Source organism: Gimesia sp. (assembly GCF_048262075.1).
Lineage (GTDB): Bacteria > Planctomycetota > Planctomycetia > Planctomycetales > Planctomycetaceae > Gimesia.
The window spans coordinates 454,293-480,858 of sequence record NZ_JBLXFK010000001.1; the positions used below are offsets into that span (position 1 = coordinate 454,293).

Below are 26,566 nucleotides of genomic sequence, written 5' to 3' on the forward strand. Positions count from 1 at the left end.
TGTGATGAGACCGTTTATTTCCTGCCGATGCAGTACAGCATTTCCTGTCGTTTACCGTCCACTTCCTGCGAAACACGCATATAAATCCGGCTGTCGCAGAAAGTGGGAGTTGCGAACACTTCGGTTCCCAGTTTGTTTTCCCCCAGTAGTTCGAATTCTTGGGGACTCGCTTTAAAGATATAGGTCTCACCGGCTTCGTTAGTGACGTAAATCCGGTCGCCCACCAGAACAGGCGACGAACTGAAGGTTCCGCCCAGACGCCCTTTCCAGATTTCCTTACCCGTCGTTACATTCCAGCAGACCGCAACCCCGTTGTCCGTCACCGAATAATTTTTATTATCCTGAATCAGCATGGAAGGCACATACATACGGTTGCTGTTTTCCCAGACCACCTCTCCTGAACCATCGGCTTTGACGGCTGCTATATGATTTTTAGGGTACCCGCCGCTGGTCAGAATCACTTCACCGTTCGTCACGGTCGATGTCACACACTCGGTGGTGGCCCCTTCGATTTCCCAAAGTTTCTTACCTGTCAGTGGCGCGATGCCAGTCACCAGATCACAGCCGGTCATCAGCAGTTGTTCTTTGCCAGCTACTTCCAGAATGATTGGCGAAGGATAGTTGGGGGTTTTCGGACGATCGATCTTCCAGACCAGCATGCCGTTCGCCCGGTTCATGGCGGCAATGGCGCCGCCACCTTTATTGTCAGCAGATACGATGACCAGATCCTGATAAATGGCGGGCGAAGATCCGTAGCCCTGGTGAATGATGTAGTCGGTAATCTTCGTCTGCCAGACCAATCGACCATCCAGGGTCAGTGCACTCGTAAATGCGGCTCCATTGTTGATGAAGTTGATATAGATTTTTGTCCCGTCACAGGCGACCGTTGATGATGCGTGCGTTGACTTCTTGTTCCCCTTCTTGCTTAAGCCACCGGTGAAGACCACGGTTTTCCAGAGTTGTTTGCCCGTCTCTCGGTCATAGCACAACACAAATTGTGTTTCGTTTTCTGTTTCCGCTGAGGCCAGAAAGATCCGGTTTCCCACAACCGTGGGTGAGCTGTAACCTCTTCCCTGAATCGGCGCTTTCCAGAGAATATGTTCCGTCTCACTCCATTTGAGTGGTGGATTCTGATCGGAATTCGCGATACCGTTTCGCTCAGGGCCGCGCCACCAGGGCCAGTCAGTCGCTTCAACCTGGATCGGTTCCGGCTTCAAGGGCTCTTTTTCATCAGCAGGGCAATTGATTGAAACGGAAAAAACCGACAGGCAGAGAATCAGGAGTCGAAACATGGGCGTGCTTTCTTCAGGTAGGTACGACTAAGAAGTTGTTCTGATAGAGGCAAGAATGAACTTTATTGTAAGCGGTCAATACGCAACCGCAAGTAATTTGGCCATTCAACAAACAATCAGACGATGATTGCTCAGGGGAATCCATCGAGGTAAGATGAATCTGTGATCACCTCAACAACACATGACTGGCACTCCCTTGAACAGGAATTTGAAAGATGCTGTTGAATTTTGCTTCCTTTTTCATTTTCATTTTTTCCTTCATTATGCTGTGTACTCCCCAGGGCAATCTCTTCGCCCAGAAAAATGCGAAATTGAAACGGGAATCTCCCGACTTTCGTGTTCAGCTCACGACCGCCACCAAAGGTTATGATGGCAAAACCTGCTGGGTACATGCCCGCGCAGGTGCCATTCCCGTGGGAGCGCCGGGTAATGACCTCGACAATCCACTTGTGGTGATGACCATGCAGAAACTGCTGCTCTCCGGCAGCGATATCTTTTACGCCCTGAATTCCATGCGGACTGATGACCTGGGAAAAATCTGGCAAGGTCCCATCGAGCAGAATAATCTGAGCCGCCATCATCTGCCCGATGGAGGCGAAGTCGTTGTCTCTGATTTCTGGCCGCAATGGCATGCTGCATCAAAAACTCTGCTGGGCATCGGTCATACCGTCCGGTATTACAACAATCGCATTGTAAAAGAGAAAAATATTCGAGTCACATCCTATGCCACCTATGACCCGAATAAAAACCTCTGGTCTGCCTGGAAATCTCTGGAACTTCCGGACGGCCCGGAATTCGTCAGCAGCGGTGCCGGCTCAGTGCAGCGTTACGATTTACCGAACGGCGACATTCTGTTGCCCGTCTATTATAAACGTCCCGAAAGAAAGTACTCTGACGTGATGGTACTTCGCTGCCGCTTCGACGGTAAAACGCTGAAATACCTAGAACATGGAAACGAACTCTCCATCGACGATGGTCGTGGTTTCGCGGAACCTTCCATTACGAAATTCGGGGACTGGTTCTACCTCACGCTACGAAACGACAATGCCGCTTATGTCACTCGCAGCAAAGATGGACTGCATTTTCCAGAGCCACAAAAATGGACCTTCGAAGACGGCAAGGATTTAGGCAGCTACAATACGCAGGCTCACTGGGTCACTCATTCCGATGGACTTTATCTGGTCTATACCCGCCGCGGTGCCAATAACGATCATATCATCCGTCATCGTGCCCCGTTGATTATGGGTCGCGTTAATCCTGACAAAATGGCCATCATCCGCGATTCTGAACGTATTCTGGTTCCCGAACGGGGTGCCCGCCTGGGCAACTTCGGCGTCGTCGATGTCAACGAAGACGAAACCTGGGTCATTGTCACCGAATGGATGCAGCGATTCGGGCCTGATTATGTGATGCCTGTCAACAACAAATACGGTTCGGATAACAGTGTCTATGTTTCCAAAATCCTGTGGAAGAAGCCCAACCGGTTAATGAAATAAACCGACCGCTGAAAAATTGTAGCTCAGTAGCAGATGTAGAAACCGAGTGTTAACATCAACCGCACTTGATATATCATTCTGCACCATGTTAGGATAATGCATCCCAATCGAGACGAAGTTTCTACAGCCTTTACGCCCCTGAAGGAGAATCGCTATGAGTCGCTTGAACCGTCGTGAGTTTCTGGGAAGCGTTCCTGTTGTCTGGGCCGGAATGTCCTCACTCAGTCAGGCCTCCTACTCAGCGAATGATAAAGTGAATGTCGCACTCGTTGGCTGTGGTGGTCGTGGACGAGGGCTGGGTAGCTGGTTTGCAAAGCTTCCTGACAGTCAACTGGTAGCCGTCTGCGATCCCGACCAGAGCCGCTCCGGACTTATGGCTGATCAGATTGAAAAATCGGGCGCAAAACGACCAAAACAAGTCGAGGATTTCCGTACCTTGCTCGACGGAAATGAAATCGACGCGATTGTGATCGCCACCCCGGATCACTGGCACACCCCTGCAGCGATCATGGCCTGCCAGGCAGGCAAGGATGTGTACGTCGAAAAACCCTGCTCGCATAATATTCACGAAGGTCGCCAACTGGTGAATGCAGCCCGTAAATACAAACGCGTCGTGCAGCATGGCACCAATCTGCGCGCGACCCCCGTCTATCAGAAAGCCTGGAAACAGATACAGGACGGCGCCATCGGCAAAGTGATGATGGTCAAAGCCATCAACAATCAACGACGGGCTTTGTATCCTGTCCGCCCGGACGAACCGGTACCCAGTGGCGTGAACTATGATCTCTGGTTGGGACCTGGAAAAAAGCAACCGTTCAACCGCAATCGATTCCATACGGCCTGGCATTGGACGTGGGAATTTGGAACCGGTGATATCGGCAATGACGGGGTGCATCAGATCGACATCGGCCGCTGGGGCATGAATCTGAAAGCGCCCAATGCCGTCTCCTGCAGTGGCGCCAAGCTGGGTTCCAAAGGAGACGCCCAGGAAACGCCTGATACGATGGTCGTGACCTGGGAATACGATGACCTGCTTTACGTTTATGAGCAGCGCGACTTCACTCCTTATCGCCTGCAGGCCCATCGACACGACAACGACAATATCTTCTATGGCGATAAAGGTTTCATGATGGTCGATCGCTCGGGCTATCGCATCTTCTACAAACACGAACGAGGTCCTGCCTTCGAAGAAAAATGGCAGGACACACCCACGCATTATCAGAACTTCATCGACTGTGTGAAGAACCGGAAATCAGACGAACTGCTCGCAGAAATTGAAGAGGGGCACTATTCCGCCATGCTCAGTCACCTCGGTAATATTTCGTATCGTACCGGCAGGCGACTGGTCTTCGATCCCAAAACCGAAACCTTCCCCGAAGACAAAGAGGCCAATCAATATTTGTCCCGCCAGTATCGCGACGGATATGAACTGCCGCAGGTTTAACTGCAACAAGATCTTCAACAATGATATCGATTGAGAGAAAGCAGAATCATGGCAGACAAAGCAAAAGTAGCGCTCATCATCAGTGATACATCTGCGCATCTCGGCGCATATTTCCCGGCACTCGCCTCTTGTGAAGACATCGGCGAAGTCATCCTCAGCGATGAAGGTCAGAAGCATGTCGAGGAAGCCCGCAAGAAGCTCGGCGATAAACTTACACATGTCTTTAACAGTCCGGAAGAACTCTTTCAGAAAGAAAAGCCAGATCTGGCACTGATTACACTGGAAGCAGGCAAAGCACCTGCAGCGATTAATATTGCCCTGGATCATGGCTGCCCGGTCTTTGCGGAAAAACCGGCCTGCACGAATATCGAAGCCTTTGAGGCCCTGGTTCAGAAAGCAGACAGTAAACATCTCAATCTGATGCTGGCTTTGGCGAATCGTAACAATCCTGAAGTCAAAGCCGCCCGCCGCATGATTCGCAAAGGGACGTTCGGTAAGATTTACGGCATCGAACTCAATTTCATCGCCGACCAGACCCGTTTGACCAGCAAGAGCTATCAGTCCGGCTGGTTCGCACAGAAAGCACGCGCGGGAGGCGGGCATTTGATCTGGCTGGGGATTCACTGGCTTGATCTGGGCATGTACATTACCGATTCGAAAATCACCGATGTCAGTGGCTTCATCACCAATATCGGCGGACAGCCTCTCGATGTGGAAGATTCAGCTGCTCTCAGCCTCAAGTTCGACAAAGGCTTTCTAGGCACGATGACGTCCGGCTATTACGTCAATCGTGGTAAACAGTCGCTGATTAAAATCTGGGGATCCAAAGGCTGGCTGGAAATGGATTACTCCACCGGCAAATATCTGCAGTGGTCACTCAATTCAGATAAACCAGGCACGATTCACAAATTCGAAGAATCCATCCAACCTCGAGGTTACTCCCCCTGCGTGCATGCCGCCGTGCGATCGGTTCTGGATAAGGAACCACCGACGCTCGACAGCCATGACAGTCTGCAGGTGTTAAGAACCATCTATGCCGCTTATAAAGCAGCAGAAACTGGAGAGACGCAACACATCCGTATTGACTGAAGGGAATATCATAGCCATTTAACGCTGTGAATAGGTGTGTCCCAGATCATTCGTGCGAATGTCTTTCAATTTCTCGGCGAGTTTTTCCTTAAACACCTTTACCGTCAACTCATTTTCCGGTCGCTCAGCCAGGTTGGTAAACTGCTGCGGGTCATTCTGCATGTCATACAATTCGATTCCACCGGATGCATCTTCCTTGTATTGAATGAAGGCCCAGCGTTCGTCACGCAGTAGAAAGCCACGATTTCCTTTGTTGCGTGGGTCAACACTGAAAGCCGTATCACGTACGCGCTGACTGGGATCATCCAGCAGGGGTGAAAGATCTTTGCCTTGAATTCCCGCCGGAATTTTTAAACCACACAGACTGCTGATGGTGGGATACAAATCCAGTAACTCCACCAACGAATCACAAACCGCAGGCTGCCTGCCGGGTACACTGATGATGAAAGGAACTGCAGCCGACTCTTCATGCAGACTCACCTTGGCCCAGAAATCATGTTCCCCCAGGTGGTAGCCGTGATCGCTGGTGAAGATCACAATCGTCCGATCCTCAATGCCGGCACGTTTGACGGATTCCAGCACTTTCCCCACCTGCGCATCCATGTAAGCAACTGATGCCAGGTAGCCTCCCACCGCTTTTTTCTGACGTCGGACATCCATTTTCATATTCAAACTGGTTTTGTAATTAATCCCCAGCTTGGGAATGTCAGCCCAGTCTTCGTCGACCTTTTCTGGCAGGATATGTTTGGAATAAGGCAGAAAAGGAGGAAAGTAGCTCTGCGGCGCGACGAAGGGGACATGCGGTCTCACAAAACCAATACCCAGAAAAAAAGGTTCATCTTTATGCTTCTCAATCAGCTCGACTGCTTTTCGCGCGGTCTTGCCATCAGAATGCACCAGATCATCACCGTCCGCTTCCACCACAACGAACGTATTTCCCCCCACCGCTGGTTTCTTTCCATCCGGATTGTTTTCCAGAGTCTCCCCCTTCCCGGGAGCGGTCCATTCAGGGCCCTGGCTGTTGAATCGCTCGGTCCACGAAGCAGGATCGTCGGTACCATCGTTCCCTTTTTCAATATCACCGGGAACGCCCATGTGATAAATCTTACTGACGCGGGCGGAATAATACCCATGATTTTTGAAATGTTGTGCCCAGGTAGGACGCTCACCAATATACGACCGCGGGCTGACATAGCCGAATGCTTTAGAGGCATGTGGGTAATAGCCTGACATGAAGGACGCTCTCGACGGACCGCAATACGTTGCCTGGCAGTAAGCATGTGTGAAACGCGTTCCCCGGGCAGCGATGCTATCAATATGGGGAGTCTGACACACCTGATTCCCATAGCAGGAGAGGGCGGTCGCCGTCAGGTCGTCTGAGATGATAAACAACACATTGAATGGCTTTTCAGCAGCATGAATCTGGTTCGAGCAGAACAGCAGACAGCAAACCATAATTTGAAAAACAGAGAATTTCATCGTTTACCCTGGCGATCAGAAGAAAATTTCAGATGCAACCAGTATTAGTCACATCAAATATTTATTCTATGATTCGCACGAACGGGTCACAACTCTTAATCAGTCATAATCGCCGGCAGGAATTACATCGACGAAAGAGACTCCCACGCGGAGCTCGTCGAAGTCGGTGGAATAATTACTGACGATCTTTACCCGCTCGATCCGCAGATCAGGTGCCATCAGCCGCACGTCCACATCTTGCAGATCAGGAATCTGATTTAAAGGGGGGTTCAGCCAGAGATCCACTTCTTCTGCGCCAGGGCGAAACAGAATCCGTACTACAATCAGGGCAGCCTGTCCGGAAAGAACTTCACTTGAGGCGGTGTTAATTTCTGTCCCATTCACCTGGCCTGCTGCTGCCCAGTTACCTCGGTCTGCAGACGCCAGTTTACCTATCCGCAAGCTGGATTCTTCACTTCCGAAGTCAAGATACGCATAACGACCACCGCCAGCGTTATCATAAGACTGTGCCATAAAGCTCAGCCATAGTATTTCTCCATCGGCCCCGAACCCTTTAGAGTCTGACAGGGCATTAGGCACTTGTTGCAAATCGATATGACGAACGGCGATGGTTTCAGTACCTGCCCCCGAGCGATACTGCCCCCCCTTTGTTAACAGCATGTTGCCATACTGATCGGAAAACCCGAGTTGTCCAAACAGCCGCATATCGTTTTTCCCAAGATTCACTTTCTTGGTGTCGTGCACAATCGCGGACCGGTTGCGTCCTTCATCAACCCAGGGAGCTGCCCAGCCAACTCCGCCAGTCAGATCATTGACTCCCTCTGATGCTTTTTCTCCCAGGAGATTTTCAGAATAATTGAAGCCTTCATAGATAAATGGTTGAGCAGCTTTCCGCGCCATAAGAAATGTTTTTTTGACGTAGTCCGACTCGAAATTGATCGGTTCGAAAGCCTTGTCTTCATCATAAGGCAATTGAAAGTCTTTGATGAACATCACCGAGAGATTGATAGTCGAAACAATACCAATCCCGATCAACAGAAACCAGCGCCAGGTGAGAATCCGCCTGTCTGGTTTCGACTTCGTTTGCTGTTTCGGTTTGGGCTTAGGATATTTGGGGGCAGGATTAATCTCAATTTCTGATTCTGCCGGCAGAATCAGTGGTTCTTTGAGTTGTTTTTCCCGCTCACGAGCCTGGGCTTCACTAAGTGAGCGAACCTGGAAACGCTCTCTCAGGTAGGAATGCAGAAACACACGACGAAAGGCCTGATCCGCATTTTCGCTGTCCGTTTTGATCCACTGTTCAAGCTTCCGGGCCTCTTCTTCGGAAAGCTCTTCCCCATCAAGATAGGCATCGATGTTTTCGAGTGCCGTGCTCTCTACGAGTTCTGTTTTAGTTTCCGACATTCGCTTCACCAGCAGCTCGCTTTTGAACACAGTCCATCAAGGTGGTTCGTATTCGGGATAAAGTCACTCGTACCGATCCCATCGAGGTTCCTAATTCGTCAGCAATCTGCTTTGGTTTCAAATCATCTGTATAGCGTAAACCAAGTAAGCGACGCGAACGTTCTGTTAATTGATCCAGGCAATATTCCAGTAAATCCCGTTCTTCTGTCATCAACTGTTGAACCCGGGAGCAGGCATCAGCCAGAGCATCCATCGCTTCGCCCATAAACAATACGCGATCTCGCCGTTTGCCACGATAAAAATCAGCGATCTTGATTTTGGCGATCCAAAGTGCCCAGGGCAGGAACGGCCGCGTGTTATCATATTCGTCATAGCGGATTGCAATCTCCGCAGCGACTTCCTGTAGCAGATCCTCTGCATCACTGAATTGAGGAGTCGAAGCCACTACAAATGCCATAAGAGAGGGTTGAACTTTCACCCAGTTACGAGCGAGTTCTGCACGGCTTCGCGCAGACTCAGTTTGCAATGTTCTTGTTTGTGTCGCATCCATCGGGCACGTACATCTTTTCTTTAAAACAGTTAGTTTTATTTTTAAAGTTAATGTCACCAGACGAAACAGAGTAGAAGAATTTTTCTGGCTTGAAAGAAAAAACTGTAATCTGGGCATTCACCAATAGCAATATTTTATATTGTAGTAGAATGTATTAAGATTAAATGAAGATACCGGAAGAACTTTAAATCAATCGGGTAAAAATCTGAAGTTAGCACGATTCTGACATTTTTAGAAATTTGTTGTTAACGTTTCGGCCTCTTTTGCGATATACAATAGAAGGCAGAATGCCCCCTGTTGTAAACAGCCCTGTTTCTGGCAGTAATCTACGCTTCCAGCTTTCTGGATCGAATCTCCATAAACCAATCGCAAGACAACCTCCGATTACTCCGAACAGTAAATTTTGTTCATCAGGTACGTAGACGTACTATTTCGCGACATTGTCTTTTTGAGCAATCTGGACCATTCTTTCTACATTCATCGCCTTACATCATCAGTCTGATAGATCTCGATATTCCCCCCGACATCGGAATCGCGCTTGAGTTAAACACACTCATTCTGGTATAAACATACGCTGATCTATCAGACTTCCAGAAACCTCCTCTTCATAAGGCGAACAAAGCTGGATTGAAGATGAGCTTGCGCTAAGCAGTTAAGAAACAGGGGGAATCAATGCTGTCATTCTTCAATGCACAGAAACAGCACCACTCCGGTTCGCGACGACAGTTCCTGCAGATGGGAACACTCGGTCTCGCCGGACTGACTCTGGCCGATCTTTTACGGGCTGAAGCACAATCAGGCATTATTAATTCAAACAAAGCCATCATCAATGTACACCTGGATGGTGGTCCGCCACATATGGATATGATCGACCTGAAGCCGGAAGCCCCGGCTGAAATTCGGGGAGAATTCCTGCCCGTCTCCACAAATGTGTCCGGTGTGCAACTATGTGAGCTCATGCCACGCATGGCGGCTCAGGCTGATCAGTTTGCCTTTATTCGATCTCTGGTTGGCTCCGCAGGTGCCCACGATGCCTTCCAATGCCAATCCGGGTTTCGCAAAAAGGATCTGGCTTCAACGGGCGGACGCCCTGCCCTGGGATCTGTCGTTTCAAAACTGAAAGGCACACCAGAAGACCGTACCCCTTTATTTGTCGATCTGATGCAGGGACGTGGACTGGTCCGAAACAGTGCCCGCCCTGGATTCCTGGGTCCCTCCTTTCAACCATTCCGGCCCGATCTTTCTGACCTGTTTGATCGTCAGTTGGAGAAAGGGATGCAAAATGAACTGAAACGACTCGGCACAGACCATCAGGTCAGTCTGAAACTGAACCCCACTCTCAGTCTGCAACGACTGGAAAACCGTACGACACTACTTTCCGAACTGGATACGATCCGCAGCAGAGTGGATGCCAGCGGCATGATGGATGCCATGGACCGCTTTTCTCAACAGGCTGTCAGTATTCTCACATCGGGTCGCCTGGCAGATGCGCTGGACCTGTCGCTGGAAGATCCCGCTACCCTGGCGCGTTACACACCCGCAAATCAAACAGAAAAAACTCGTTTTTATACAAGTGAAGGCCCTCAAGCCGTGAAAAAATTTCTGCTGGCACGAAGACTTGTAGAAGCGGGGGTCCGTTGTGTCAGCCTTTCCATCAGTGATTTTGATACGCACTCCAGTAATTTCGATCGTCTCCGCCAGTTACTTCCGATCGTCGATCATGGGTTGACGACTCTCGTTACCGATCTGGAAGAACGAGGCATGCTGGACGATGTGACGATCGTCGCCTGGGGTGAATTTGGACGTACCCCCCGCATCAACTCCAAAAAAGGTGGCCGCGATCACTGGCCGCGCGTGGGTCCTGCTATACTTGCTGGAGGAGGGATGCGGACTGGCCAGGTCATCGGCGCGACTGACCGAACGGCCAGCGCCGTCAAAGAACGCCCCGTGCGTTACAAAGATATCTTCACCACACTTTATCATAATCTGGGTATCGATCCGCACGCTGTCACAATTGAAGATCCCCACGGTCGCCCGCAGTACCTGCTTGACGCGGGCACACGCATCGCGGAACTCACCTGATCCGACTTCGTCGTGAACTCAGCTGCTACTTGTTTCACTTGAATCGGACAGTTATGATCGAATCTGCTGTGAGGGAGCCCTCGCATTGCAGCCGCATCACTGAAACAGCCGCTTTCGAACAGGAGAGATTCAACGATGAAACACATACTCACAATCGGAATGGTTCTATTCGTTCTCAGCAGTTCCACCACAGCACAATCCGCTGACTTGCCGCAATACAAACCACTCTTCAATGGTAAAGATCTCAGCGGCTGGGTGAATGTTAATACGGACAAAGATACCTGGTACGTAAAAGATGGCATGCTGGTCTGTACCGGACATCCTATCGGTGTGATGCGCACCGACAAGCAGTACGAGAATTTTCTGTTGCACATCGAATGGATGCACATGGAAGCTGGGGGCAACTCCGGTGTCTTTGCCTGGAGTGAAGGAACCGTTCCGGAAGGCAGACGTCTCCCCAAAGGGATGGAGATCCAGATGCTGGAACTGGACTGGGTCAATCAGCATAAACAGAAAGATGGCAGCCTGCCTCCCATCGCATACGTGCACGGCGAACTCTTCGGCGCCAACGGACTCATCACCACTCCCGACAACCCACGGGGCTCACGCAGCAAATCGATTGAAAACAGATGTAAAGGTAAAGGACAATGGAACGTTTATGATGTTGTGTGCGTAGATGGGGTGGTCAAACTTTCCGTGAACGGAAAATTTGTCAATGGAGTCCGTAATGCGTCCATCAAAAAGGGCTATCTCTGCCTGGAATCAGAAGGGGCGGAAATCCAGTTCCGCAATATCCAGATTATGGAACTCCCGCCCGGGATCACGACTCAGAAACAGACCGCGCCGCTGCTGAAATAATCATAGACCAGTTGATCAGTATCGACACAGCCACTTCCTAAACTAACCTCAGTAATTCAAAGGAGTTGTGATCCATACGGATTCTTGACGAGCGGTCTCAGGCAGCATATAATGGGATAGACAGATCCGCTGGCCAGCGGGCTGTTAGCGGAAACTCTCGATAAGAGCATACGCGATCCCTCCTTATTTTTCCTGCCTGAGACTGTGATGCGATTTATGAATTCCAGCCCGCAATCGAGTCCTGCCCGAAGTCGGATCTCTGCCCTGTTCCTGATGGGAATGGTTGGCTGCTTTCTCTTTAACGTAGAAAATACATCTGCTGCCCCTGATGCCAAACGACAGACAGGCGCTGCCATTTATCGCAAACTCTGCATTGAATGTCACGCGACCAATGGAAAAGGTGTCACTGACAAAGCCAATCCTTTCCACGGCAGAAAAACACTCGACGAGCTGACGATGCTCATCGAAGAAACAATGCCTGAAGAAGATCCGGAACTCTGCGAGGGTGAAGATGCCCGACAGGTGGCAGCATATGTCCTGCAGAATTTTTTCACATCTTCTTCTGCACAGGACAGCCAGAGCGCGCGAGTTCAATTATCACACATGACGGTGAGGCAATACCTGTATACCACAGCCGACCTGATGTCGTCGTTTCTGGGAACCGCAAAAACCACTACGCAGGAACGGGGATTACGTGCTGAATATTTCTCAACCCGTAATTTCCGTGGGGACAAACGGGTTGAAAAACGCATTGACCCCGTCGTGAACTTTCAGTTTGGTGACAAGACTCCGCACGACAAAATCAAAAACGCCGAAGAATTTTCCATGAAATGGGAAGGCTCGGTCCTGGCTGAAGAAACGGGCGACTACGAATTCATCCTCAAAACAGAAAACGGGGCGCGGCTGTGGGTGAATGCGCAGGAGCCAATCATCGACGAATGGGTCAGCTCCCAGGGGCGCCCCAAAGAACATAAAGCGACGATCCGCCTGCTGGCAGGTAAGCCATACACTTTAAAATTACATGTATTCAAATACAAAGAAAAATCTTCATCTGTTATACTGGAATGGAAACCGCCTCATAAAGCACAGGAAGTGATCCCGACACGAAACCTGACTCCCCAGCAGGTGCCCGGCACATTTATCTGTTCGACGATATTCCCTCCCGATGACAGTGTCTCCGGTTACGAACGTGGAATTGCCGTTTCCAAATCCTGGGACGAAGCCACAACTTCTGCGGCGCTCGAAGTTATGGGTGTCGTCATTAAACATCTGGACCGGGTAGCGGGTACGAAACAGAATGACAAAAACAGAGCCGATAAAATCAGGCAGTTCTGCCATCGGTTTGCCGAACAGGCATTTCGTCGGCCTCTGACAGACGAACAGAAAGCATTTTTTGTTGACCAGCATTTCCAGAAAGAACTGCCCGTTGAACTTGCCACCAAGCGTGCAATCCTGTTGACTTTGAAGTCTCCCCGTTTTCTTTATACCGACCGCGAGTTTAATGCGCCAGACAACTTTGACATCGCTGTACGGCTCTCGTATGGCTTATGGGATTCCATGCCCGATCGGCAATTATATGACGCCGCCAAAGCGGGACGGTTGAAAACTCCAGAACAGATTAAACAACAATCTCAGCGGATGCTCGCAGATCCACGTGCCCAGGCCAAGCTGCGATATTTCTTTCATCACTGGCTGCAACTGGATGAAAAAGAAGAACTCGCGAAAGACAAAACGCTCTACCCTGATTTTGACGCACTGGTGGTTTCCGACCTGAGAACCTCTCTCGACCTGTTTATTGACGACGTGGTCTGGGGCGGCGGATCAGACTACCGACAACTACTGCTGGCAGACTATGTCTATCTTAACCCGCGGCTGGCGAAAGTTTATGGAGTGGAACTTCCGGCTGAACAGGAATTCCAAAAAGTATCCCTCGACCAGGACAAACGGGCTGGTGTGATTACCCACCCCTACCTGATGGCCAATTTCGCGTATCACAACTTGAGCTCCCCGATTCATCGTGGTGTGTTTGTCACCCGAAGGCTGCTGGGACGCTCCTTAAAGCCACCTCCACAGGCAACCGAATTCAAAGACGGTGACTTCAAACCAGGGATGACGACGCGCGAAAAAGTGGCGCTCATTACGAAACCTTCTGCCTGTATGTCCTGCCACAGCATCATTAATCCACTTGGTTTTAGCTTGGAGCACTTTGATGCGATTGGCCGATATAGAGAAAAAGAAGCGGATCGAACCATTGACGCCTCATCCGAGCTACCGGCCCTCTCGGGTGACCCTGCCAAATTTAATGGCGCCCGGGATCTGGCAGAATTTATTGCCGGCGATCACCAGGCCCACGCTGCATTTGTCGACCAGCTATTCCATCAGGCGGTAAAACAGCCGATAAACGCCTATGGACAAAATATCCGTGAAGAATTAACCACCAAATTTGAAAAATCCGGTTATAATATTCAACAGCTTTTGATCGAAATCATGCAGGTTGCTGCCTTACATCAACCTCAATCCTGAGAAAAGAGACAGACCATGGCTTTTCAATCCCGTCGCGCTTTCTTAAAAGAACTAGGACTCTCGACTGCCGTACTCCCGCTGGTAATGCATCTACCCAGCCTCGGCTTTGCCGCCGATGCCCAAATTCGCAAACAGCGTCTCATAGTGATGTTCAGCCCCAACGGAATCGTGCCGAAAGCTTACTGGCCCGATGAAGTGGGGGACAAATTCGAACTCAAAGAAATCATGGAACCCCTGAAGCCTTACCAGGACCAGATGCTGGTGATTAAAGGGATCGCCGACCGCGTGCGCGGCGATGGTGACAGCCATATGCGGGGCATGAGCTGCCTGCTGACCGGAATCGAATTACTGCCCGGTAATATTCAGGGTGGTTCCCACACACCCGCAGGCTGGGCCAGCGGAAATTCGATCGATCAGGAAATCAAACGCTTTTTGCAAAGTCAACCTGAAACCCGTACCCGTTTTGGTTCACTGGAGTTTGGTGTGAACGTTCCACATCGCGCCGATCCCTGGACGCGTATGGTTTACGCCGGTTCCAACAAACCGATCGCTCCTATTGATGACCCGTATCAGATGTTTGAAAAGATTTACGGATCCATGAAGGACCGCAAGAGCCTCGCCAGTATTCTGGACGACGTACGCGAAGACCTGAAAAAGGTACGCACAAAACTCAGCAGCGCCGATCGCCAGTTACTGGAAGAACATGAGAGCTATGTCCGACAGATGGAACAGGAACTGAAAGCCAGCCAGGACCAGAAACTGGCCGTCGAAGTTCCCATCCAGGAAGTGGGCATCAAAAATGATAACGACAACATGCCTGTCACCAGTAAGATGCAGATTGATCTGATGGTCAACAGCCTTGCCAATGATATGGCGAGAGTTGCAACGCTACAGTACACCAACTCAGTCGGTCAGGCACGGATGAAATGGCTGGGCATCGACGATGGTCACCATTCACTTTCCCATAAACCGGATAGCGACGAAGAATCACAGAAGAAACTCATCAAAATCAATAAATGGTTCAGTGAGCAACTTGCTTACCTTGTGAACAAGCTCGATACCACGCCTGAGCCCAACGGAGAAGGCACAATGCTGGACAATACCACCATCGTCTGGACCAACGAACTGGGTAAAGGTAACTCACACACGCTGAATGATGTGCCCCTGGTTCTGATCGGGAAAGGCCTCGACTTCAAAATGGGCCGTTCCCTGCAGTTCAAAAACCTGGCACACAACCGATTACTGATGTCCTTCGCTCACGCCATGGGGCATCGGGTCAAAAGCTTCGGTAATCCGAATTTCTGTGGCGATGGTATCATCTCTGAACTGACCTGATTCAATCTCACTTGGTAAATATGACCTACACATAACTGCGTGTTCCTTTTCTCGAAGAGGGACACGCAGTTTTTTCTTACCATCACTGTCTGATAACTTTGACGATCTCGTATTGCCCTGTCATAATCAATATTCAAAATTAAACGAGATAACCGATCAGACAGAATCACTGACGCGATGAAAGGAAACAACAGGATGCATCACATCACTCGTCCTAAAGCAGAAGACGAATACTTTTTCGAAGAAGGTTGCTTCATCCTGGAAATGTCACACCCCGATGTTGATCCGGAAGTCTCTCTCGCCAGAGCGCGCGTGGAACCGGGAATGAAAACCCGCTTTCATCGACTCAAAGGCACCTTTGAGCGATATATCATGCTCTCGGGAACCGGCCTCGTCGAAGTCGGCGACTATCCTCCCACCGAAGTCCACCCCGGCGATGTCGTTCGCATCCCCCCCGACACCGATCAGAGTATCACCAATATCGGCGATGAAGACCTGGTGTTCTTCGTGGTCTGCAATCCACATTTTCTCAAATCATGCTACATCGACACCGAAAGTGGACGATAAAATCCCCTTCTGCAACATATTGACAGTATACACTTTAACCATTGTTAAGGTTATATATTAATATTTTAAATATTTTGTTGTCCTGCCTCCTGCAATCCGTTAGAAGTTGAGTACGATATTCATCTATTCTTTAAGAGTTCTTCTCATTTCACAATCTCTAAAAACATCCATTCCAATATCAACTTCAACACTTTGTTTAATCCTGTAAATTTTAAGGGGGAGTTATTTGATGTCGAGGAACGTACACCGTAAGAAGGGATTCACCCTGATTGAGCTACTCGTGGTGATTGCCATCATCGCGATTCTGATTGCATTACTGCTGCCAGCCGTGCAGCAGGCACGCGAAGCAGCACGCCGCAGCACATGTAAAAATAACATGAAGCAAATCGGCCTGGCGCTACACAATTATCACGAGACTCACCGCATCTTCCCTTATGGATATAATACCGTTCCCGGTGGTGGCTGTGCCGATGGAACCGGAGACATCCGCACTGGCTGGGGTTTCTTCATTCTGCCCTTCATTGATCAGGCACCACTCTACCAGTACAGTAACTCCAAAGGGGCCTCAGACTGTCCAATCTGGCATACCACGACTGCATTGATTGACACAGGTGGCACGGGAGCCAGGGCTTCCATTCCAGTCTACAACTGCCCTTCTGATCCTATGGGTGGTATCAACACCGACATTTCAACCAAAATTTTTGGAAAATCCAATTACAAGGGTGTTACCAACGAAGCCACCAACCAGGCTTATACTTTTGGTACCAGTGCTGTCACTTCCCGAATGCGCGACTTCACCGACGGGACCAGCAATACCATCCAGGTGGGCGAGGCTGCAACCATGGGTAGTTATGTAGGGGCCGTCTGGATGGGCGTGATCGATGACGTTCATGATAACATGGCCAATGCAACCAATACTGCTGCCTGGGCGATCAACGGAACCGATTCTGACGCGTTCAACAGTACCCATACTGGTGGATGTCACTTTCTCCTGGGAGACGGAAAAGTCCGCTTTATCTCTGAGAACATTAACCGCGATCTCTATGTAGATCTGGCGACCAAAAATGGTGGAGAAGTGATTGGCGAATATTAATCGTACTCTCACCTGGCGATCTGTCGTTCGCTAAGCTGAAACCATTTCGATCTTCTGAGAGCCACAGGACCGCCTGTGGCTCTTTTTTATGGTATGCCAGAATATAAACATTGCTTATTTAATATTATTGCAATAAGGTTCATTCCATCTTAAAATGAGTTCTATAAACATTTTGTGCGATTCTGTTCCCACCTGATATTTTTCCTACCTGATGATTTTCCTGAGGCTTTCCATGAATACTTTCTCTTCGCGCGCAGCGCGCCGCTTTGGTTTCACACTAATCGAGTTACTGGTCGTGATTGCGATTATCGCAATTCTGATCGCCCTGCTCCTGCCCGCCGTTCAACAGGCCCGCGAAGCAGCCCGCCGCAGTCAGTGTAAAAATAATATGAAGCAAATCGGACTGGCTCTCCACAATTACCATGATGTGTACGTCAAGTTCCCGATCGGATCACGTTACCCCAACGACCAGCCGAACAACTGGCGTTTCGCATTATTGCCTTATATGGATCAGGCCAATATTTACGAGAAAGCGAAAACCGGCCCCAGCTCTGATGTCGATTTCTGGGAAGGGGGCGGCGGCACTTACAATGGAGACACCTTACTTTTCAAAGACAAAGTCATCACCCCCATCTTTATGTGTCCGTCCAGTGCAGACCCCGCGATCAGCTACGCCAACGGAGAGCTGGGACAAGGCTCCCAGTCACACATGTATGTCGGTATTATGGGCGCTTATCCCGATCCCGCTGGTAACGCCAATGTCGCCTATGAAACACAGTACAACAGTTTTGCCACAAACAATGGCACGCTGTTAATCAATGAATGTCGTGGCTTACGCGATATCACCGACGGTAGTTCCAATACGATTATCATCGGCGAACAGTCACGTAATTCCAGCAGCAGTCCGGTTCTCAGACGTTCTGATTATACCTCGGGCTGGGCAGGTACCAGTGTCGCAGGGACAGTCGCTCAATGGATCGCCGGTTCTCCCATGCAACATAAGTTCGGGACCGGTGTCACATCGGTTTTCCATAGTCCGAATCCCAGCTCCACTGGTTCGGAAGCCAATGCACAGTGGGACTGGAATACACCACTCACATCCTATCACACTGGTGGCGTGCATGTGCTGCTGGGAGACGGTGCAACCCGGTTTCTCAGTGACAATGCAGACCTGCGACTGATTCAACGACTCTGCGCCCGGAATGATGGGCAGACTGTAGGTGAATGGTAAGGTGTAAAACGGATTTCTCTGCTTGATAACACAATCTCATCACGTGATACAATCAGCCTCTACTTAGTAGATCGTATTACGATTATTACACTGGAAACTTCTCATGCATTTTTTGAAATTGGATCTGTTAAAATGGAATGCCAGCCTACTGTTCATGACCGTGTTGCTCGTAGGCTGCAGTGGGGATTCTGATGCCCGGCCTGCTGTAGAAATCAAAGGAACTGTGACGTTGGATGGATCCCCTCTACAACAGGCCAGTATTCAGTTCACTTCTCCTAAAACCGGAGAAAGCGCCTATGCGAACCTGAATGAAAATGGTCAGTACTCCATCGCCTTTCCCAAAGCTGACATCGGTTCCGCCTACGAAGTCACCATCAGCGCTCCTGTTGTCGAGGAAGAAAACGCGATGGCACTCGCAGAACAGCCTCAGAAAAAAACAACCACGAAGATCCCCGCCCAATACTCCAAACGTACTACCAGCGACCTCAGTGTCCGTATCGAACAGGCAGGAACCAACGAAGCCAATTTTGATTTGAAAAGTAAGTAGCAATCTGCAGCAGTGCCTGATTTCAGGTGGTGTTTCAGACAATTTCTTTTTACTTAACATTTTTAACTATCTATGTTTCCCTCTGGGATGCAGCCAGTTATACTCAAATAACCGGTGATGATTTATTAAATCCCCCTCAATGGCTGACCATCAAAAAGGATCCTCTTATGAAATCGCCACTCGCCCCACTCCTGTTTGCCGCCTTGGCATTGCTGATCCCCACACAGGTCTTTGCGGAGCTCCAGGCAGGTGCCACCATTGTGGATGTCACCCCCACCAAATTTCCTGTGCTCGTGAATGGCAGTATGACCAGTCGCAGCGTGAGCACGGTCAAAACCAAAGTCAACGCGCGTGCCATTGTTGTTGCTGACGGAGAAGAACGTCTGGCGATAGTTGTCGTCGATAGCTGCATGCTGCCGCGTCCCCTGCTGGATGAAGTCAAAACGTTGGCGGCACAACGCACAAAAATACCCGCCGACCATATTCTGATTTCCGCGACCCATGCCCACTCGGCTCCATCTAGTCTGGCCTGCCTGGGAACCGACGCCGATCCTGAATACGTACCCTTCCTCAGAGGGAAACTGGTAGATGCGATCGCCGCCGCAGAAGCGAATCTGGAACCTGCTCAAGTCGGCTGGGGGTCGGAAAATGCTGCCGACTACACTGCCCTCAGGCGCTGGATCCTGCGTCCTGATCGACTTAGAAACGACCCGTTCGGCAATCCGACCGTTCGCGCCACAATGCACGCCGGTACCAACTGGGACAATGCCGTAGGCGAATCAGGACCGGAAGATCCCGAATTATCGCTGATTTCCTTCCGCGCGAAAAATGGACGCCCTATCGCGCTGCTGGCGAATTTCTCCATGCACTACTTCGGTGACGCTTCCCTGTCTGCCGATTACTTCGGTTTGTACTGTAACGGTCTGCAGGAACAGTTAGGCAAAAAGGACGAGAAAGACGCGCCACCGTTTGTCGCCATCATGTCGCATGGCTGCAGTGGTGACATTTACCGTCGTGACTATACGAAACCGAAAGACCAGTGGGCCATCACCGATGATATTGGTGAATATGCCCAGGGCCTGATCAAAATTACGCTGCAGGCTTATCAGAACATCAAGTACCTCGAAGACGCCGACATCGAAATGGCGGAAAACCGTCTGCAGATGAACTATCGTGTCCCCAATAAACAGCTGCTGGAATGGTCACAACGCATCGTCAAGGAACTAGGCGATCGACTCCCGAAGACCGCAGAAGAAATCTACGCGCGTGAGCAGGTGATTCTCCACGAACGTCAGACCACGGAAATCGTCACGCAGGCACTCCGTATTGGCGATATTGCCATCACAACTACTCCCAATGAAACCTACGCTCTGACTGGTCTGAAACTGAAACGACAGAGCCCACTCAAAAAGACAATGGTTATTGAACTGGCTAATGGAGGCGACGGCTACATTCCTCCACCCGAACAGCATCTGCTGGGCGGCTATAACACCTGGGCTGCCCGTTCGGCTGGTCTTGAAGTGTTAGCGGAACCCCGCATTGTAGAATCCGATCTGGAACTGCTGGAAAAAGTGAGCAATCAGCGTCGCAAGTTCTACCAGCAGAGTCGTGGACCCGCGGCAGAAGCCATTCTCTCGCTCAAACCAGCCGCCTACTGGCGTCTGGATGAATTCAACGGCCCGCGCGCCCGCGATCTATCCGGCAATCAACGCGATGCCTTTTATGAACCGGCCATCGCTTACTTCCTGGAAGGGCCTGCATCGAAATCATTCTGCAAAGACGGAGAAACCAATCGCGCTGTCCATTTCGCCGGTGATCGTCTGCAGGCCCGCATCAACGATCTCAGCGATCAGTTCACGATCTCGCTCTGGATCTGGAATGGTATGCCTCTGGATGCCCGTGACATCAGTGGCTGGATGTTTTCACAGGGCCCCGATCACGGTCTGGCTGCTTACGGCGATCATCTGGGGGTTGGCGGCACTCAGTTCCCCGGCAAACTGGTTTTCATGAATAGTGCGGACCGCAAACTACATGCCGGCAAAACTGCGATCGAACGCTGGACCTGGAATCAGGTCACCCTGGTCCGTAACGGGAAATCGCTCAAAGTCTTCCTGAATGGTAAACTCGAAATCGATCTGGAAACCACATCCACCAAAGCGGGTCCCCTGCTCGACCAGCTCTTCTTTGGGGGTCGCACGGACAATCAGTCCAACTGGGAGGGTCGCCTGGATGAAATCGCCGTCTTTGATCGCGTTCTCTCGGAAGATGAAGTCGCGAAACTGACTAAATAGTCTCCAGTTTAACACCTGATTCTAAGAGTATCAGCCCGATTACAACGTGATCGGGCTGATTTTTTTGTTCGTTCCGGAATTAGTTTTCTCAAGCTCGAGCAGGAATCCAGCATATTCATACCCTCTCATCGACTCTATAATGGAGGAAGACACCATTTCTTATCAATCGCATTCGGTTTTCCACTCTGATTCCAGCGCCCCATGATTGAACACGACTATTCCACGATCGACCGGAGATTGCGCCGCGGTTTGCTCTTCGTGATCACAGTCAGTTTTGCACTGACACCGATCGCGGCCCCGGATTTCTGGTGGCAGTTGAGTCGTGGCCGCGTTGCCTTCTCCGAACTGGCTCCACCGGGCCCACTGCTGACTGCCGGTACCAACGTCGCTGAGGCAGACTGGCTGAGCGGACTCCCTTTTTACCTGACTCTTCAAATCGCAGGATTTTCGGGACTGATGCTGATGAAGTTCCTGGCAGCAGGTCTACTGGCTTATTCTCTCATGCGACATTTTGAAACCCGTTTGAACTGGGGCGCATTTGCTATTGTATCGCTCGCATTCGTGACCGCAAACTCCGCCTGGCAACCCACGCCCCGCCTCCTCGACTGCTGGTTTCTTCTGCTGACCTGGCTCTTTACGGAACGGTGGGCATATGACCCCAATTCAAAAAAAATGGTAGCCGTATTTCTGACACTGCTGGCCTGGGCCAATCTGGCGCCTTTGAGTTTGTTGGGAATTATTGTGGTTGCCTGTGTTCCCTGGCTACTGGGAATCCGGAATGATCATGTTTTGCTTCCAAAACAATCTGCTCTACTCGTCCTGTCTGCTTTGATCGCGATCATGATCACACCGCGAGGCTGGTTTACTCCGTATGATTCGTTCATGCAGCTGTTCCCCGGCTTATTTTACGATCATGGTCTGCTCGCGCTGACAGTCTGGAAACCCACATTTTTAAATGGTGCAACAATTGAATTGCTCGGGCTGGGCATTTTGACAGTGGGGATGATGATCTACCTGGTGGTTGCTTCTCGAGGCTGGATCGAGAGCATCGCATGCATCCTGTTCCTGATTCCTGCCTGGACAAATCAGGACTGCCTGGCCCCCTGTGTGATCGGCATCGCGCTGCTGGCCTGTCAATGCCTGGCTGCACACCCCATTTCATTTGACAGGCTGAAATTCACCCGGTACGTCTCTCCCCTGTTGGGGAGATCTTTACTGGCGATCGGGATTCTCGTCTTAAGCTTAAAATCCGTTTCAGGAACATTGTCAGGACAGTCACAGCGACTGGGCTGGGGGATCACTCCCGAACTAGACATCACACTGCTGGCACAATCGATTGGCCCGGTCAACTACGAAGGCACCGCGCACGGGATGGACATTGCTTCCACCGGCATGCTGACCTGGATCAAAGCTGACCGCAAAATCCGTCCCGTCAGGACCCTCAGGCAGGCATTACTGCAGGGCAGACTGTACGAAGAGCTTTCGCTGAATGCAGAAATTTCAAACGGGTGGGAGTTTCAACATCCCCGCGCTGACAACAGTTGGGGAGGCTGGTGGATTCGCCTTAAAAACAGAAATTGCCAACTCCTGCTCGTCCCGAATGGAGACGCGCAAACGATCCGTGCGCTGGTCAACAGTCGCTGGCAGCCCATGTCGGTCGATGCAGCAGTCATCCCCTATGGCTGGTCGGGAGAACTATTGAGCAGTCCCAAAATCGTGGCCCTGTTAACTGTCAAAGATTTTCTGAACCGGAAACAGTGGACCTACTCTCTCCCCAATCCGTCCGGCACACCTGAATGTTCTGACTGGTGGGGTATCCTGACGGGTTCTCCCAATCTGCATCCGGCTTTGTTGCAGGCACGAACCTTTCGCGCGATGGAGTTGTATACCGCTGCTCTGAGAGTTCTGCAACCTCTGTTGCAGCATTATTCTTCTCCGGCAGCGCGTCGGGAATTCCATCTCTGTCAGAAAGAACTGGCCTATCGGGAAAAACTGGAGATCGGGCATCTGCATCCCAGTCTGTTACGTTCCCATGCCAGTGATCATTCAGCAAGCGCATCTGATTTCGACCTGGACGATGCTGGTCCTTTCATCAAAGAACTGGTGGCCCCTCGTCCTGTACCTGATTCGCTGATACGTGCCATCGAATACTACATCCGCGGGGACTGGGAAGCGGCCCTGAATATATTATCTACTAATGATAGCGAATCATTATACGCGAAAGCTCAGATCCAACTGGAATCGGGAGACCCGGAGGGCGCTAAAGAAACATTTCGTAAACTAATTCAACTTTATCCTGATGATCAACTGGCTAAAACCAGTCAGAACATGTTGGATTCTCTGCAATGAACCGCAAATATCCTGTATTACCGCCGCTACTGATACTGCTGCTGGCCTGTCTATCAGGAACAGCCTGGTATTTGAACGGCTCTCATCAATCCGATCTGTTCATTCCCAAAGTGCGCGCGGTGGAACAACCGGTCAAAATGCAGCAGTGCTGTGAATGCCATGACAAAGTCTGCCAGCAGTACGCCGGCGCACCACACTTGAGGACACTTCGTAAAGCCACTGATCCGTCTGTGATGGATAAATTTGCAGGCAGGGAGATCACGCTCAAAGAGAATGGACACACCTATCAATTCTACAAGGATCATGACGAATTGTGGGTGAAGTGTGACAGCTATCCCAGTCCGATTCGCATCGAATGGTTCTTCGGTTCCGGTCTGCATGCAATTACCCCGGTTTCCCTGTTCCCGAATGAAGAGGGCAAGTCTGAACTGCTGCAGCATATAGTCTCATGGTATCCCTCAGACAAGCTAGGCATCACCCTCGGCCTGCAGGAACTGGCCCACCATCAGACTGGAATTCAAGCTTTAGGGGAAGTTAGCTCTCATGCCAGCACGTTGAATTGCTTTGGCTGTCATACGTCCTACCTGGGAGACGTTCAGGGAGAAATCAACACGAAAGAAATGATAGCCGGCGTCTCCTGTGTTCGCTGCCACCTGGAGGGTGAAGAACATATCCAGGCAGCTGAACGGGGAGACAAGAATCTTCACATTCTCAACTGGAAACAGCTGTCGCCAATCGCTTCGATCAATCGTTGTGGTGAATGCCATCGCCGTTCCGATCAACTGGAACCGGACGAAATTCATCCGGACAACGAACTGTTGATTCGCTTCGCACCGGTTGGTCTCTCACAGAGTCCCTGCTTCCTTAAACAGGGTGATGTGAAACTCGCCGATGGGAAGACGGCACGCATGGATTGTACCACTTGTCATAATCCCCACCAGCAGGCGAGTCGAGATCCAGAATACTATCGCCAGATCTGTCTGAACTGTCATAGTGACTTAAAAGGCCATGCTCCCGTCTGTTCTAAAGAATCCATGCAAAGCCAGTGCCTGCCATGCCATATGCCTTCCGTGCAGGTTCACGATAACCTGCCGTTCACAGATCACTGGATTCGCATTCGTGAACGAGACAAGGAACGCTTCCCGGAATTTTTGTTGAACAATTCAAACTAATGTTGTCAGACGCCGCATGAGCTACTACGATAGAGGAGTAACTCAACATGAAGGTAGATTGTGACTGCAAAAGTATTATCCATCCTGTTTTCTCTGCTGATTCTGGTATGCCCCTTCAACTGCATGCCAGAAAGCGAAGCCGGTGTGGATTCTACGACTAAGAGTTGCTGCAGTCATTGTCAGTCTCAATCGGAGCAGGCACCACTGGCCCCTTCCTCAGACTCTGAATGCTGCCAATGTCTCTGCTCGGGTGCCATTCAGGAACAGGCACCGCAGCTTGATGATGCAGCAATGATTATCTGTTGGATCGACCGTACGCTGCCTGGCCTCTATTCTCCTGCACAACACTGTGAGTTGGAACTCCAGACACTCCCTTCGGAACCAGTTCTGCTGTATGGTCGCGCGCTGCGCTGTCAGCAGATGTCCTTTCAGTGCTGATCTCATTCTGAATCTTTGATTCGCTCCTGTTACTCGATCTTAGCTTCAATTCTGCTGCGCGCTCATCGATGCATGTCAGGCGTCGGCAGAAGTTTTCAGAATGATAATCAATGCTCTGGTTCTCACTTATTCCCTGGGAATATGGCGTCCGTAATCTCTTCAGGAGACCGGTGCGCACCCTGTTGACCCTCTCCGGATTAACCACGGTGATCGTACTGGTCTTTATCGTCATCGGATTTATCCGCGGGCTGGAGCATTCACTCACCGCCAGTGGTGATCCTCAAGTCGCGGTGCTCTTTTCGCTGGGCATGGGGGAAAATCTGGAATACTCATCCATTCCGATGCGCAGCAGCGAACTGGTAGCGGCCAGTGTCGCTGAAATTAAAGAATTCAATGATCGCAAGTATGTCTCACCGGAACTCTACCTGGGAACGCAGATTGAAGTGCCTGACCAGAATCAATCTTCCATGGGGCTGGTCCGGGGCGTCACACAGTCAGCCCTATTGGTCCGCCGGCAGGTAGAACTTGAATCAGGTGCCTGGCCTGGACCGGGAGAAGTGTTGATCGGCACACTCGTCGCCACCAAACTGGGCCTTACCGAGCAGCAGTTGGCAATCGGCAGGACAGTACTACTGGAGGGTCGAACCTGGCGGATCAGCGGAACATTCTCTGCAGCCGATTCCGCATTTGAATCAGAAATCTGGTGTCGGCTGGACGAACTCCAGCAGGCAATGAAACGCCAGGACCTGAGCCTGGTCGCCATCACGATGAATTCGCCTGCCGACTTTCCGGACCTGGATTTATTCTGCAAAGAACGACTCGACCTCGAACTGCAGGCCCTGCGTGAAATCGATTATTACCAGGGGCTGAAAAAAGATTACGGGCCAATTCGTATGCTGGCCTGGCTGGTCGTTTTTCTGGTCTCAGGCGCGGGGGTGTTTGCCGGTTTGAATACGCTCTATGGTGCTGTCGTCGGTCGCACCCGAGAGTTATCCACGCTGCAGACACTCGGTTTTTTACGACGCGCGATTGTGATCAGCCTGATTCAGGAAGGCGTGCTGTTATCGACTGCGGCCAGCCTGATTGCTGCTTTGATTGCCGTGTTCCTGATTAATGGAGTCGCGGTCCGTTTTACCATGGGAGCCTTTTCGCTCCAGATCGATAGTATCTCATTGTTAATCGGCTGCGGTGTCGGCGTGATGCTGGGTTTGCTGGGAGCCATTCCCCCTGCCTTGCGTGCACTCCGGTTGCCGGTCGTCGATGGTTTAAAATCAGTTTAGCCAACACTCGAACGTTGTGTTCGAACATCTATTTCCAAAAGGATTG

At 50.6% G+C, this 26,566-nt stretch carries 20 protein-coding genes; 16 read left to right on the forward strand and 4 right to left on the reverse strand.

Going from position 1 to position 26,566, the window contains the following annotated elements:
* Positions 1-14 precede the first annotated feature (14 nt).
* The gene (locus ACN0YH_RS01595; protein WP_417377806.1) at positions 15-1,292 is read right to left on the reverse strand and encodes a PQQ-binding-like beta-propeller repeat protein; all 1,278 of its coding nucleotides are present in this window, start codon (positions 1,290-1,292) and stop codon (positions 15-17) included.
* A gap of 215 nt (positions 1,293-1,507) precedes the next feature.
* Between ACN0YH_RS01595 and ACN0YH_RS01600 the strand changes: the two genes are divergently transcribed.
* From ACN0YH_RS01600 to ACN0YH_RS01610, 3 genes are all read left to right on the forward strand, one after another.
* The gene (locus ACN0YH_RS01600) at positions 1,508-2,788 is read left to right on the forward strand and encodes a sialidase family protein (protein WP_417377807.1); all 1,281 of its coding nucleotides are present in this window, start codon (positions 1,508-1,510) and stop codon (positions 2,786-2,788) included.
* A 154-nt stretch (positions 2,789-2,942) separates the two neighbouring features.
* Positions 2,943-4,232: a Gfo/Idh/MocA family protein gene (locus tag ACN0YH_RS01605; RefSeq protein WP_417377808.1), complete on the forward strand. Its 1,290-nt coding sequence runs from the start codon at positions 2,943-2,945 to the stop codon at positions 4,230-4,232.
* A gap of 48 nt (positions 4,233-4,280) precedes the next feature.
* Positions 4,281-5,321 carry a Gfo/Idh/MocA family protein gene (locus ACN0YH_RS01610; RefSeq protein WP_417377809.1) on the forward strand — a complete coding sequence of 347 codons (1,041 nt, stop codon included), beginning with the start codon at positions 4,281-4,283 and terminating at the stop codon, positions 5,319-5,321.
* 18 nt (positions 5,322-5,339) lie between these two features.
* Here the strand turns inward: ACN0YH_RS01610 and ACN0YH_RS01615 are convergent, their stop codons facing one another.
* The 3 genes from ACN0YH_RS01615 to ACN0YH_RS01625 all read right to left on the reverse strand — a co-directional run bounded on the left by ACN0YH_RS01615 (position 5,340) and on the right by ACN0YH_RS01625 (position 8,754).
* On the reverse strand, positions 5,340-6,800 hold the full coding sequence (locus ACN0YH_RS01615; protein WP_417377810.1) for a sulfatase: 1,461 nt from the start codon (positions 6,798-6,800) through the stop codon (positions 5,340-5,342).
* A 99-nt stretch (positions 6,801-6,899) separates the two neighbouring features.
* Positions 6,900-8,204: a hypothetical protein gene (locus ACN0YH_RS01620; RefSeq protein WP_417377811.1), complete on the reverse strand. Its 1,305-nt coding sequence runs from the start codon at positions 8,202-8,204 to the stop codon at positions 6,900-6,902.
* Positions 8,191-8,754 (reverse strand): sigma-70 family RNA polymerase sigma factor, encoded by a 564-nt coding sequence (locus ACN0YH_RS01625; RefSeq protein ID WP_291172032.1) that lies wholly within the window; start codon positions 8,752-8,754, stop codon positions 8,191-8,193. The genes ACN0YH_RS01620 and ACN0YH_RS01625 overlap by 14 nt, the downstream gene beginning before the upstream one ends.
* Before the next feature lie 672 nt (positions 8,755-9,426).
* Between ACN0YH_RS01625 and ACN0YH_RS01630 the strand changes: the two genes are divergently transcribed.
* The 13 genes from ACN0YH_RS01630 to ACN0YH_RS01690 all read left to right on the forward strand — a co-directional run bounded on the left by ACN0YH_RS01630 (position 9,427) and on the right by ACN0YH_RS01690 (position 26,520).
* Positions 9,427-10,836: a DUF1501 domain-containing protein gene (locus ACN0YH_RS01630; protein WP_417377812.1), complete on the forward strand. Its 1,410-nt coding sequence runs from the start codon at positions 9,427-9,429 to the stop codon at positions 10,834-10,836.
* A 135-nt stretch (positions 10,837-10,971) separates the two neighbouring features.
* Positions 10,972-11,694, forward strand: a complete 723-nt coding sequence (locus tag ACN0YH_RS01635; protein WP_417377813.1) for a 3-keto-disaccharide hydrolase — start codon at positions 10,972-10,974, stop codon at positions 11,692-11,694.
* A gap of 207 nt (positions 11,695-11,901) precedes the next feature.
* Positions 11,902-14,217 carry a DUF1592 domain-containing protein gene (locus ACN0YH_RS01640; RefSeq protein ID WP_417377814.1) on the forward strand — a complete coding sequence of 772 codons (2,316 nt, stop codon included), beginning with the start codon at positions 11,902-11,904 and terminating at the stop codon, positions 14,215-14,217.
* A gap of 15 nt (positions 14,218-14,232) precedes the next feature.
* A complete protein-coding gene (locus ACN0YH_RS01645; protein ID WP_417377815.1) occupies positions 14,233-15,552 on the forward strand; it encodes a DUF1552 domain-containing protein in 1,320 nt (439 codons plus the stop codon).
* Positions 15,553-15,747: 195 nt separating this feature from the next.
* Positions 15,748-16,119: a cupin domain-containing protein gene (locus tag ACN0YH_RS01650; protein ID WP_417377816.1), complete on the forward strand. Its 372-nt coding sequence runs from the start codon at positions 15,748-15,750 to the stop codon at positions 16,117-16,119.
* A gap of 229 nt (positions 16,120-16,348) precedes the next feature.
* A complete protein-coding gene (locus ACN0YH_RS01655; RefSeq protein ID WP_417377817.1) occupies positions 16,349-17,212 on the forward strand; it encodes a DUF1559 domain-containing protein in 864 nt (287 codons plus the stop codon).
* A 232-nt stretch (positions 17,213-17,444) separates the two neighbouring features.
* Positions 17,445-18,443 carry a DUF1559 domain-containing protein gene (locus ACN0YH_RS01660; RefSeq protein ID WP_417377818.1) on the forward strand — a complete coding sequence of 333 codons (999 nt, stop codon included), beginning with the start codon at positions 17,445-17,447 and terminating at the stop codon, positions 18,441-18,443.
* A gap of 103 nt (positions 18,444-18,546) precedes the next feature.
* A complete protein-coding gene (locus ACN0YH_RS01665; protein ID WP_417377819.1) occupies positions 18,547-18,990 on the forward strand; it encodes a carboxypeptidase-like regulatory domain-containing protein in 444 nt (147 codons plus the stop codon).
* Positions 18,991-19,157: 167 nt separating this feature from the next.
* A complete protein-coding gene (locus ACN0YH_RS01670; RefSeq protein ID WP_417377820.1) occupies positions 19,158-21,281 on the forward strand; it encodes a neutral/alkaline non-lysosomal ceramidase N-terminal domain-containing protein in 2,124 nt (707 codons plus the stop codon).
* A 201-nt stretch (positions 21,282-21,482) separates the two neighbouring features.
* Positions 21,483-23,630, forward strand: coding sequence for a tetratricopeptide repeat protein (locus ACN0YH_RS01675; RefSeq protein WP_417377821.1), 2,148 nt, complete (start codon positions 21,483-21,485; stop codon positions 23,628-23,630).
* A complete protein-coding gene (locus ACN0YH_RS01680; RefSeq protein ID WP_417377822.1) occupies positions 23,627-24,802 on the forward strand; it encodes a multiheme c-type cytochrome in 1,176 nt (391 codons plus the stop codon). The genes ACN0YH_RS01675 and ACN0YH_RS01680 overlap by 4 nt, the downstream gene beginning before the upstream one ends.
* A 60-nt stretch (positions 24,803-24,862) precedes the next feature.
* Positions 24,863-25,240 carry a hypothetical protein gene (locus tag ACN0YH_RS01685; protein WP_417377823.1) on the forward strand — a complete coding sequence of 126 codons (378 nt, stop codon included), beginning with the start codon at positions 24,863-24,865 and terminating at the stop codon, positions 25,238-25,240.
* 110 nt (positions 25,241-25,350) lie between these two features.
* Positions 25,351-26,520, forward strand: coding sequence for an ABC transporter permease (locus tag ACN0YH_RS01690; RefSeq protein WP_417377824.1), 1,170 nt, complete (start codon positions 25,351-25,353; stop codon positions 26,518-26,520).
* Positions 26,521-26,566 lie beyond the last annotated feature (46 nt).

Bases quoted from the DNA above. Each gene is read 5' to 3' on its own strand.
- ACN0YH_RS01655 (WP_417377817.1), top strand. From the start codon at position 16,349: ATGTCGAGGAACGTACACCGTAAGAAGGGATTCACCCTGATTGAGCTA.
- ACN0YH_RS01645 (WP_417377815.1), top strand. From the start codon at position 14,233: ATGGCTTTTCAATCCCGTCGCGCTTTCTTAAAAGAACTAGGACTCTCG.
- ACN0YH_RS01660 (WP_417377818.1), top strand. From the start codon at position 17,445: ATGAATACTTTCTCTTCGCGCGCAGCGCGCCGCTTTGGTTTCACACTA.
- ACN0YH_RS01670 (WP_417377820.1), top strand. From the start codon at position 19,158: ATGAAATCGCCACTCGCCCCACTCCTGTTTGCCGCCTTGGCATTGCTG.
- ACN0YH_RS01630 (WP_417377812.1), top strand. From the start codon at position 9,427: ATGCTGTCATTCTTCAATGCACAGAAACAGCACCACTCCGGTTCGCGA.
- ACN0YH_RS01595 (WP_417377806.1), bottom strand. From the start codon at position 1,292: ATGTTTCGACTCCTGATTCTCTGCCTGTCGGTTTTTTCCGTTTCAATC.
- ACN0YH_RS01690 (WP_417377824.1), top strand. From the start codon at position 25,351: ATGCTCTGGTTCTCACTTATTCCCTGGGAATATGGCGTCCGTAATCTC.
- ACN0YH_RS01640 (WP_417377814.1), top strand. From the start codon at position 11,902: ATGCGATTTATGAATTCCAGCCCGCAATCGAGTCCTGCCCGAAGTCGG.
- ACN0YH_RS01600 (WP_417377807.1), top strand. From the start codon at position 1,508: ATGCTGTTGAATTTTGCTTCCTTTTTCATTTTCATTTTTTCCTTCATT.
- ACN0YH_RS01620 (WP_417377811.1), bottom strand. From the start codon at position 8,204: ATGTCGGAAACTAAAACAGAACTCGTAGAGAGCACGGCACTCGAAAAC.
- ACN0YH_RS01675 (WP_417377821.1), top strand. From the start codon at position 21,483: ATGATTGAACACGACTATTCCACGATCGACCGGAGATTGCGCCGCGGT.
- ACN0YH_RS01665 (WP_417377819.1), top strand. From the start codon at position 18,547: ATGCATTTTTTGAAATTGGATCTGTTAAAATGGAATGCCAGCCTACTG.
- ACN0YH_RS01615 (WP_417377810.1), bottom strand. From the start codon at position 6,800: ATGAAATTCTCTGTTTTTCAAATTATGGTTTGCTGTCTGCTGTTCTGC.
- ACN0YH_RS01605 (WP_417377808.1), top strand. From the start codon at position 2,943: ATGAGTCGCTTGAACCGTCGTGAGTTTCTGGGAAGCGTTCCTGTTGTC.
- ACN0YH_RS01650 (WP_417377816.1), top strand. From the start codon at position 15,748: ATGCATCACATCACTCGTCCTAAAGCAGAAGACGAATACTTTTTCGAA.
- ACN0YH_RS01635 (WP_417377813.1), top strand. From the start codon at position 10,972: ATGAAACACATACTCACAATCGGAATGGTTCTATTCGTTCTCAGCAGT.
- ACN0YH_RS01680 (WP_417377822.1), top strand. From the start codon at position 23,627: ATGAACCGCAAATATCCTGTATTACCGCCGCTACTGATACTGCTGCTG.
- ACN0YH_RS01610 (WP_417377809.1), top strand. From the start codon at position 4,281: ATGGCAGACAAAGCAAAAGTAGCGCTCATCATCAGTGATACATCTGCG.
- ACN0YH_RS01625 (WP_291172032.1), bottom strand. From the start codon at position 8,754: ATGGATGCGACACAAACAAGAACATTGCAAACTGAGTCTGCGCGAAGC.